The following is a 9719-nucleotide window of genomic DNA, read 5'->3' on the forward strand; positions in this document are numbered from 1 at the left end:
CCCGGTGCGCGGTGGCCGCGGCCAGCCAGGCATCCAGGCGCGCCTGCCGTGCGTCGGACCAGTCGTCGCGGTCGCGCCGCGCCAGCCAGGCCGCCGCACGCGCCTCAATCCACCTGCTGTCCATCGCGCGCCCGCGCATGCATCGGCTTCGCCGGCGCCGCCGCGCCCTCGTCGCCATGGAAATGATCGGCCAGCAGGCGCATGCCCCGGGCCACGTGCTTCTCCACGCTCTTCTCGCTGATTCCCAGGCGCACGGCCACCTCCTTCTGCGGCAGTTCCTCGACCCGCCGCAGCCAGACCACGCTGCGGCAGCGGTCCGGCAACCGGTCGAAGGCCGCCGCCAGCCGGCCCAGCACCTGCCGTCCGCCGCACCAGCGTTCCGGCGACAGCTCGTCTATCAGGACGTGCATCGACTCCAGATCCCCCACTGCCTCGATCGACACCACCCGGTTGCGGCGCAACCGGTCGGTCATCAGGTGCCGCGCGGTGGCGAACAGGAACGACTTGGGCAGGCTCGGCCGGGCCTTGCCGGCGGCCTCGTAGACGCGCACGTAGATCTCCTGGCGCAGGTCGTGCCACTCCTCGCGATGCGGCCAGCAGCGCCGCAGGTAGCCGCTGAGCGCCTGCTCGTGGACGAGGATTTCTTGGACGAACCAATCGTCGAGGGAAGCGGACATGGATCCCACATTAGCCGATCGCCGGTGCGTGCGGGCAAGTGCCGCGCGCGCCGACGTGGGAGGGTGACGGCGGCGGGGGGAAACCGTGCCGCCGTTCGTCCCCTCTCAGCAACGAGCCGCACGCTCGCCTGCCTGCCCCGTTCCCGAGGAGATCCGCATGACCCGTTCCGTCGGCATGTTCCGGCCCTGGATGTCGCTGCTGCTGGGCCTGTGCCTGGCCACGCCCGCCGTCGCGCGCGATTACCGCCAGTACTTGGTCGGCGATCCGGCCGCGCCCACACCCGGCCCGGTGTCGCCCGGCCTGCTGCTGATGGGGGGCGGCGACCGCAACTACGACGCGCTGCGCTGGTTCATGGCCAAGGCCGGGCACGGCCACGTGGTGGTGCTGCGCGCCTCGCAGGCCAACGAGGTGGGCGAGGAGTTCTACCGCAAGGTCGGCGGCGTGGCCTCGGTCGAGACGTTCGTGTTCAGCGGCCGCGGCGCCTCCAGCGATCCGGCGCTGCTGCGCGCGCTGGCCCGCGCCGACGGCATCTTCATCGCCGGCGGCGACCAGTCGCGCTACGTGCGCTACTGGAAGAACACCCCGGTGGCCGACGCGCTGGACGCGCACGTGCGCGCCGGCAAGCCGCTGGGCGGCACCAGCGCCGGCCTGGCGATGCTGGGCGAGTACCTGTACGGCTCGATGGACGGCGGCAGCATCACCAGCCCGGCGGCGCTGGCCGATCCGCTGGGGCCGGCGGTCACCATCGAGACCGACTTCCTGCACCTGGACCTGCTCAAGCGGGTCATCACCGATACCCACTTCCGCGAGCGCGACCGCCTCGGCCGCCTGTTTGCGTTCCGCGCCAAGGCCGCCACCCTGGCGCCCAAGGGGGAGCCGCTGATCGGCCTGGGCGTGGACGAGAGCGCCGCGCTGGCGGTGGAGGGCGACGGTACCGCGCGCGTCTATGCCACCGATCCGCAGGCCGTGGCCACCGTGGTCGCCGGGCCGCTGCAACCGCCCACCCCGGCCGGGCAGCCGCTGCAGGCCGCCCGCATCGAGACCGTCGGGGTCGGCCCCGGTTCCACCCTGCACCTGCCCGACGGCCGCGTCGAGGCACCGGTGTTCCACCGCTACTACGCGGTGCAGGACGGGCGCATGCGCGAAATTCCCGCCACCACCCTTGTGATCCATGGCGGCGCCGGCGTCGAGCGTGCCAGCAGCAGCCCGGCCGACCTGGCCGAGGCGCGCGCGGCGATGGAGAAGGCGCTGCGTACCGGGCAGGCGCTGCTGGCGCAGGGCAAGCCGGCGGTGGATGCGGTCGCCGCGGCGATCACCGTGCTGGAGGACTCGCCGCAGTTCAACGCCGGCAAGGGCGCGGTGTTCACCCACGACGGCCGCAACGAACTGGACGCGGCGATCATGGACGGGCGCACCGGCAAGGCCGGCGCGGTGGCCGGCGTGCACCGGGTCAAGAACCCGATCGAACTGGCGCGTGCGGTGATGGACCAGTCCGAGCACGTGATGCTGGTCGGCGATGGCGCCGAGGTCTTCGCAAAGCAGCACGGGATCGCGCTGGTCGCGCCGTCCTACTTCCGCACCGAGAAGCGCTGGCAGCAACTGCAGCAGGCGCTGAAGGAAGAAGCCAACAAGCAGGCGCACGCCGATCTGGAGACCGCCAAGCACTTCGGCACGGTCGGTGCGCTGGCGCTGGACCTGCAGGGCAACCTGGCCGCCGGCACCTCCACCGGCGGCATGACCAACAAGCGCTACGGCCGCGTCGGCGACTCGCCGATCATCGGCGCCGGCACCTTCGCCGACAGCCGTTGCGCGGTGTCCGGCACCGGCTGGGGCGAGTTCTACATCCGCGCGGTGGCCGCCTACGACATCTGCGCGCGGGTGAAGTACGCCGGACAGAGCCTGGCCCAGGCCGCCGACGCGGTGATCGACCAGCAGATCCCCAAGGCCGGCGGCGACGGCGGTGCGATCGCGCTGGGCGCCGACGGCAGCGTGGCCTTCCCGTTCAACACCGAGGGCATGTACCGCGGCTGGATCGGCGCCGACGGCGTGCCGCACGTGGCCATCTTCAAGGACGAGGCGTTGCCGCTGCCCGGCGGGCAGTGAGCCCGGCGCGCCGGCGCCCCTTGCGGGGCGCTGGCGCCATGCCCGCGCCCGGCCATCTGTACGCCGGCTGGCTGCCGTGCCGGGCCGAGCCAATGGCACATGCCGCTGCCATGCAAACCCGGTAACGTGGGCGGCTGTCTTGGCCCCAAGGTCCTCCCAGGAGTTCCACCTCATGTCGCGTAACGTCGTTCTGGCCGCCGCCATCAGCCTGGCGCTGGCTGCCTGTTCCGGTAAGGAGTCCACCCCCGTGCCCGCCGCCCCCGCTGCTCCGGCCGCCGCGCAGCCCGCCGCCGCCGCCAACCCGCTGCTGACCCCCAGCACGCTGCCGTTCCAGGCGCCGCCGTTCGACAAGATCAAGGACAGCGACTACCTGCCGGCCTTCGAAGAGGGCATGAAGCAGCACCTGGCCGAGATCCGCAAGATCGCCGACAACCCGGAACCGGCCACCTTCGCCAACACCCTGGAAGCGATGGAGCGCAGCGGCGAGACCCTGACCCGCGTGTCGCGCATCTTCTTCGGCCTGGTCCAGGCCGACACCAACGATGCCCGCCAGAAGATCCAGGAAGAGATCGCGCCCAAGCTGGCCGCGCACCAGGACGAGATCAGCCTCGACCCGAAGCTGTTCGCGCGCATCAAGAGCCTGTACGACCAGCGCGACACGCTGACCCTCGACCCGGAGCAGAAGCGCCTGGTCGAGTACGAATACCAGGAGTTCGTGCGCGCCGGCGCGCAGCTGTCCGACGCCGACAAGGCCACCCTGCGCAAGCTCAACGTCGAAGAGACCACCCTGGCCACGCAGTTCCACACCAAGCTGGTCGCGGCCACCGCCGCCGGTGCGGTGGTGGTGGACGACAAGGCCAAGCTCGACGGCCTGTCCGACGGCGACATCGCTTCGGCCGCGCAGGACGCCACCGCGCGCAAGCTCGACGGCAAGTACCTGCTGGCCCTGCAGAACACCACCCAGCAGCCGGTGCTGGCCTCGCTGAAGGACCGCGACCTGCGCCAGCAGGTGATGGCCGCCTCGCAGTCGCGCGCCGAGAAGGGCGATGCCAACGACACCCGCCAGACCGTGCAGCGCCTGGCGCAGCTGCGCGCGCAGAAGGCCAAGCTGCTCGGCTTCGACAGCTACGCCGCCTACAGCCTCAGCGACCAGATGGCCAAGACCCCGGCCGCGGCGCTGAAGCTGCTCACCGACACCGTGCCCGCCGCCACCGCCAAGGCGCGCAGCGAAGCGGCCGAGATGCAGAAGGTGATCGACGCGCAGAAGGGCGGCTTCAAGCTCACCGCCGCCGATTGGGACTTCTACGCCGAGCAGGTGCGCAAGGCCAAGTACGACCTCGACGAAGCGCAGATCAAGCCGTACTTCGAACTGGACAACGTGCTGCAGAACGGCGTCTTCTACGCCGCCAACCAGCTGTACGGCCTCACCTTCAAGGAACGCACCGACATCCCCACCTACCACGACGGGATGAAGGTCTATGAAGTGTTCGACAAGGACGGCAAGTCGCTGGCGCTGTTCTACACCGACTACTTCAAGCGCGACAGCAAGTCCGGCGGCGCCTGGATGGACGAGTTCGTCGGCCAGAACGGCCTGACCGGCACCAAGCCGGTGGTCTACAACGTCTGCAACTTCACCAAGCCCGCTCCCGGCCAGCCGGCGCTGCTGAGCTTCGACGACGTCACCACCATGTTCCACGAGTTCGGCCATGCGCTGCACGGCATGTTCTCCAACGTGAAGTACCCGACCCTGGCCGGCACCGCCACCTCGCGCGACTTCGTCGAGTTCCCCTCGCAGTTCAACGAGCACTGGGCGTCGGATCCGAAGGTGTTCGCGCACTACGCCAAGCACTACCAGACCGGCGAAGCGATGCCGGCCGACCTGGTGGAGAAGATCAAGAAGTCGCGCACCTTCAACCAGGGCTACGCCACCACCGAGTACCTGTCGGCGGCGCTGCTCGACCTGTCCTGGCACACCCTGCCGGCCGACGCGCCGCTGCAGGACGTGGACAAGTACGAGGCCGACTCGCTGAAGAAGTACAAGGTGGACCTGCCGGAAGTGCCGCCGCGCTACCGCACCACCTATTTCGACCACATCTGGGGCGGCGGCTACTCGGCCGGCTACTACGCCTACTTCTGGTCGGAAGTGCTCGACGACGACGCGTTCCAGTGGTTCAAGGAGCACGGCGGCCTGACCCGCGCCAACGGCGACATCTTCCGCGCCAAGATCCTCTCGCGCGGCAACACCGTCGACCTGGCCACCCTGTACCGCGACTTCCGCGGCAAGGACCCCAGCGTCGAGCCGCTGCTGGAAAACCGCGGTCTGAAGAACTGATCGGCGCTGCGCCGATCTGGTGTGTGGAGAACGGGATGGCCTTGCGGCCATCCCGTTTTTTGTTGGAGTGTCCGGATACTCCATCCACAAGGAGATGGTCATGAAGGGACGCTGGATTGTCGGTATGGCGCTGCTGGGCGCCTGTTTTGCGGCGTCTGCCGCAGGGCGGTTGGAGATCCGGCTGGAACACGCGCAAGCAGGCAGCAAGCGCGCGGGCGCAGCGGTCATCACGATCACCCTGGTCAATGCGGGCGATCAGCCGATCGCGGTGCCGGATGCCGATATCCCCGAGGTGAACCGCGAAGGGCGACTGCAAGCGAATGTGTTACGAGTGCTGCAGGAGGACGGAAGCGCTGTGGCCTACCGCGGCATCTACGTGAGCCAGCTGCCGGGTTCGAGGCCCGACGTGATCCTGGGTCCGGGCGAGTCGAAATCCGCGGCGGTGGATCTGTCCCGGAACTACCGGGTCGTGCCTGGACGCCGCTACCTGGTGGCTGTGCAGCCGTTGTTGCGATACCGCGAACTTCCGGCGACCACCGCCGCGAATGTTTCCGGTCAGGTGGGTTCCCTCAAGGCCGCTACGTCCAACCGCATCGAGGTCATGCCGTAGGCATCGGCCGACGGCGTAACCGCCGTTCTTTTGCTCGCACGCTGACGCGCGCTGCGGCCGGGAAAGGGCGCCCTGGTAACGTGTCTCGACAGGGCGGCATGATCGCTGCTGATTTATCCATCTGATGCATGGGAGTATCGAAGCATGATGTTTGCCATGGCGCTCCTGGTGGGCGCGGCGACGGGGCCGGCGCATTTCAGCGCATCGCGGCCGCAAAGCTTCTCCAACGTCTGTCGCATCGAGGAAGAGGGGGAGTTGCTGGGGACGACGCTATGGATCCTGCCTGCCGTCGATGGCACTCGGCTGTTGATCCAGCGCTACGAGGGCGGGGCTTTGACGCCGGCCTTGTTCTCGACGCATGCCGAAGACGAAACGCTCGTGGTGTATTCGGAGCGGAACGAGCCGCTTTATGCAGTGCGTCGCGACGGGAAAGGCGCGCGGATCACGTATCTCAATGGCGAACAAGGGAGGGATGGCGGAAACGACGAGCGTCTGCCTCCCGTCGTCACAGTGGGTGAGTTTCCAGACTGCAAATGAGTTGCCGTCTGCATGGTGTCGGCAGGCGTCTGTGCCGGGCGGCGCCATGCCTTTCGTCACTGGCCCTCCGAGCCGCCGAGCGCGCACTGTCGCGATGACACATCCCGTGCCGCCCTCGCTCATCCCAGGTGCCCCATGACCCACGCCGATCCGCATGCCACCCGCCTGCAGCGCGCCGCGCGCTGGAGCCGCAAGGAACTGCTGCCGATGGTGGTGATGCTGTTGCTGCTCACCGCCGCGCGGTCGTCCTTCGCCAATCACTATGTGGTGCCCTCCGGCTCGATGCAGCCGACGCTGCAGCCCGGCGATCGCGTCGCCGTGGACATGAGCGCTTACGGGCTGCGCGTGCCGTTCACCGAGTACCGCGTGTTCGAACGCGGCCGGCCGCAGCGCGGCGATGTGGCGGTGTTCGATTCGCCGCACGACGGCACCCGCCTGATCAAGCGCGTGGTGGCGGTGGCGGGCGATCGCGTCGACGTGCGCGACGGCCATCTCGCCATCAACGGCCAGCCGCTGCAGGTGGGCGCCACGGACGATGCGGAGCGCTTCGGCGCGCGCATCGCGCGGCTGGATCTGGACGCGGGCGGCGGCCCGGATCTGCACGACGTGCGGGTGCCGCCCGGCAAACTGCTGGTCATGGGCGATCATCGCGGCGACAGTTTCGATGGTCGCTATTTCGGCTTCGTCGATGCCGACAGCGTCTATGGCAAGGCGCTGGCGGTGTTCTACCGCCGCGGCGAGGGATTCGAGTGGGCGCGGCTGTAGGGCGCCGCGCGCAATGACGCGACCTGATCCGTAGGAACGGTTTCAGCCGCGACAGGCGTTACCTGGAGTGCCCGTCACGACGGAAGCCGCTCCTGCGGAGTCAACCTGCTGGTGCCGCGGTGCCGTCAGCAGCCCTCGCACCACACCGCCAGCTCGTAGCCGTCGCGGTCGGCGAAGTGGAAGCGGCGCCCACCTGGGAAGGCGAACACCGGGCGCACGATGCGGCCGCCGGCGGCTTCGATGCGGGCCTGGGTGGCGGCGAGGTCGTTGGAGTACAGCACCACCAGGGCGCCGCCGGGCTGCGGCGTGCCGTGGAAGAAGCCGCCGCTCAGGCGGCCGTCGCGGAATTCGCAGTAGTCCGGGCCGTAGTCCTGGAAGGTCCAGTCGAAGGCCTGGCCGTAGAAGGCCTTGGCCGCGGCGATCGAGGCGACGGCGAATTCCAGATAGTCGATGCGGTGATGCTGTTCGGCGCGGGACATGAGCGGTTCCTTTGGACGGGGCGCCAGTATCGACCACGGTGCGGCTGCCGACTTGGCGAAAACGGCCAGCTCAGCGCGCGTGCCGCTGCACCAGGTCGCGCGGGCGCAGGCCGGTCAGTTGCCGGCTGTCGCGCACCAGGTGCGGTGCGTCGCCGTAGCCGGCCTCGAGGGCGGCCGCGGTCAGGCTGGGATGCTGGCGGACCAGGCCCAGGAAGCGTTGCAGGCGCAGGATGCGCTCCAGGGTCTTGGCGCCGTAGCCGAACGCGTCGTGGCTGCGTCGCCGCAAGGTGCGTTCGCTGACGCCCAGCGCATGGGTCAGCGAGTCCAGCCGCGGCGGTGCGTCGCCGGCGAGTTGTGCGAACAGCCAGGCCATCGCGGAGTCGCGGTGCAGCGGCCGGCTCGCGCACAGCGTGTGCAAAGCCGTCAGCGGATCGGCGGTGTCTTCCATCCGTGCCTGCCAGTCGCGGCCACGGACGCCCCATAGCGCCTCCAGCGGCACACGCTGGTCAGCGATGGCGTGGAGCGGCACGCCGAGCAGGCTGGCGCCGGCACCGGCGGCCAGGCGCACGCCGGTGAGCACGCTGCCTGGCGCCAATCTGGCATCGGTGGCGCGGCGGTCAGGCCCGGCCACGAACAGGGCGCGGCCGTCCCAGATCAGGTCGACGCAGCCATCCGGCAGCACCTGCGTCGCGGCGGTCTCGGCTTCGCCCTGGCGGAACCGCCAACTGCAGCGCAGGCGGTCGCGCAGCGCCGGGGGTGCGTCGGCTTCGGCGTAGCGGGAGGGCAGGGACACGGGCGGTCGGTGTGCAGCGGGTGTGCCGCCACGGTAGCAGAGCCCAAGGGCGCCGCTGACGCGCGGCCGTGCGCGGCTACCGCTCCGACGGCCCGCTCTCGTCGTAGCCGCGCGGGGTGAACAGGTCCGGCTGGATCAGCTCGATGAAGGCGCGTGCCTGCGGCGACAGGTACTTGCCCTTGCGCACCACCACGCCGTAACTGCGCGCCGGGAAGTAATCGCCCAGGGCGCGGGTGGCCAGGCGCGCGCGGTCGGCGTCGGTGAGGCAGATCGAACTGACGATGGACACGCCCATGCCCATCGCCACGTACTGCTTGATCACCTCCCAGCCACCCACTTCCAGCGCCACGGTGTAGGGCACGCGCGCCTGCTGGAACACCAGGTCGACCAGGCGGTAGGTGACCTGGCGCCGCGGCGGCAGGATCAGCGGGTACGGCGACAGGTCCTCCAGCGTCAGCTTCGGCTTGCGTGCCAGCGGATGGTCGTGCGGGGCGATCAGCAATTGCTCGAAGCGGTACACCGGGGCGTAGCTGAGGTCGGCCGGCACGTCGAGCATGGAGCCGACCGCCAGGTCCACCGCGTCCTCGCGCAGCAGGTCGGTGCCGTCGGCGCTGATCGCGTTGTGCAGGGTCAGCCGCACCTGCGGGTGGCGGGCGCGGAAGGCTTCCACGATCTTCGGCAGCAGGTAGAGGATGGTGGAGCTGTTGGCGGCGACATTGAGCTCGCCGGCGTCCAGTCCCCGCGCCTTCTCGCGGAAGTCCGCCTCCAGCCGGTCCAGGCTCTCCACCAGCGGCTGCGCCATCTCATACAGCAACTGGCCCTCGCGGCTGGGCACCAGGCGCCGGCCGCTGCGCTCGAACAGCACCACCCCCAGTTCCCGTTCCAGCGCCTGCAACTGCAGGGTCACTGCCGGCTGGCTGACGAACAAGGCCTCCGCGGCCCGCGATACCGCGCCCAGTCGCACCGTCTGGCAGAACGCTCGCAGCGGCTTGAGCCGGTCGGATTTGTAAGGAAATCGAGGGGTTGCGGCGCTACCCGTGGCCATGACGTGATAGATATAAGTCTTGATTATATAAAGCATTGACAAAACTGCTTTGTCAAATACATGCGCCGGAAGCACGGTGGAACCCCGGAAACATCGAGGAATCCCCACATGTCCGCCCCCGCTTTCGCTGCCGCTCCCGACCCGTCCACGCGCTCCACGCCGGGTATCGCCCTGACCGCCTCGCTGGCCGGCCAGGACGCCTTGCTGCCGCCGCCGCTGCTGGCCTTGCTGGTGTCGCTGCACCGGGCGATCGAGCCGGAGCGGCAGGCGCGGCTGGCCGCGCGGCACGAGCGCCAGGCGTTCTTCGACGCCGGCGGCCTGCCGGACTTCCGCGACGACACCCGCGCGATCCGCGACGGCGACTGGCAGGGGGGGCC

9 protein-coding genes and 2 pseudogenes are annotated in these 9719 nt (G+C 69.6%); 7 read left to right on the plus strand and 4 right to left on the minus strand.

The genetic code is table 11. From position 1 onward, the window contains the following. Positions 1 to 104 precede the first annotated feature (104 nt). Positions 105 to 677 carry an RNA polymerase sigma factor gene (locus D183_RS0105150; RefSeq protein ID WP_017908057.1) on the minus strand — a complete coding sequence of 191 codons (573 nt, stop codon included), beginning with the start codon at positions 675 to 677 and terminating at the stop codon, positions 105 to 107. A 352-nt stretch (positions 678 to 1029) separates the two neighbouring features. Between D183_RS0105150 and D183_RS27925 the strand changes: the two are divergent. From D183_RS27925 to lepB, 6 genes and pseudogenes are all read left to right on the plus strand, one after another. Next, positions 1030 to 1599 (plus strand): annotated as a pseudogene (locus tag D183_RS27925) (cyanophycinase); the annotation flags it as partial. 216 nt (positions 1600 to 1815) lie between these two features. Beyond that, positions 1816 to 2781: an isoaspartyl peptidase/L-asparaginase family protein gene (locus D183_RS27930; protein WP_232757215.1), complete on the plus strand. Its 966-nt coding sequence runs from the start codon at positions 1816 to 1818 to the stop codon at positions 2779 to 2781. A gap of 172 nt (positions 2782 to 2953) precedes the next feature. After that, positions 2954 to 5113 carry a peptidyl-dipeptidase Dcp gene (gene dcp, locus D183_RS0105160; protein WP_017908059.1) on the plus strand — a complete coding sequence of 720 codons (2160 nt, stop codon included), beginning with the start codon at positions 2954 to 2956 and terminating at the stop codon, positions 5111 to 5113. A gap of 100 nt (positions 5114 to 5213) precedes the next feature. Further along, positions 5214 to 5723: a hypothetical protein gene (locus tag D183_RS0105165; protein WP_039726202.1), complete on the plus strand. Its 510-nt coding sequence runs from the start codon at positions 5214 to 5216 to the stop codon at positions 5721 to 5723. A gap of 144 nt (positions 5724 to 5867) precedes the next feature. After that, on the plus strand, positions 5868 to 6260 hold the full coding sequence (locus D183_RS0105170) for a hypothetical protein (RefSeq protein ID WP_017908061.1): 393 nt from the start codon (positions 5868 to 5870) through the stop codon (positions 6258 to 6260). A 135-nt stretch (positions 6261 to 6395) separates the two neighbouring features. Further along, positions 6396 to 7025, plus strand: a complete 630-nt coding sequence (gene lepB, locus D183_RS0105175) for a signal peptidase I (RefSeq protein WP_017908062.1) — start codon at positions 6396 to 6398, stop codon at positions 7023 to 7025. 125 nt (positions 7026 to 7150) lie between these two features. On the opposite strand, the gene D183_RS0105180 is transcribed toward lepB, so the two are convergent. The 3 genes from D183_RS0105180 to D183_RS0105190 all read right to left on the minus strand — a co-directional run bounded on the left by D183_RS0105180 (position 7151) and on the right by D183_RS0105190 (position 9342). Next, positions 7151 to 7504, minus strand: coding sequence for a VOC family protein (locus D183_RS0105180; protein WP_017908063.1), 354 nt, complete (start codon positions 7502 to 7504; stop codon positions 7151 to 7153). Positions 7505 to 7574: 70 nt separating this feature from the next. Beyond that, positions 7575 to 8297 carry a helix-turn-helix domain-containing protein gene (locus D183_RS0105185; protein WP_017908064.1) on the minus strand — a complete coding sequence of 241 codons (723 nt, stop codon included), beginning with the start codon at positions 8295 to 8297 and terminating at the stop codon, positions 7575 to 7577. A gap of 76 nt (positions 8298 to 8373) precedes the next feature. Continuing rightward, on the minus strand, positions 8374 to 9342 hold the full coding sequence (locus D183_RS0105190) for a LysR family transcriptional regulator (protein WP_026144209.1): 969 nt from the start codon (positions 9340 to 9342) through the stop codon (positions 8374 to 8376). A 108-nt stretch (positions 9343 to 9450) separates the two neighbouring features. Between D183_RS0105190 and D183_RS24055 the strand changes: the two are divergent. Continuing rightward, a pseudogene (locus D183_RS24055) lies at positions 9451 to 9719 on the plus strand (malate synthase A); the annotation flags it as partial.

Source organism: Xanthomonas sp. SHU 199, from assembly GCF_000364665.1.
In the GTDB taxonomy this organism is placed as follows: Bacteria; Pseudomonadota; Gammaproteobacteria; order Xanthomonadales; family Xanthomonadaceae; genus Xanthomonas_A; species Xanthomonas_A sontii.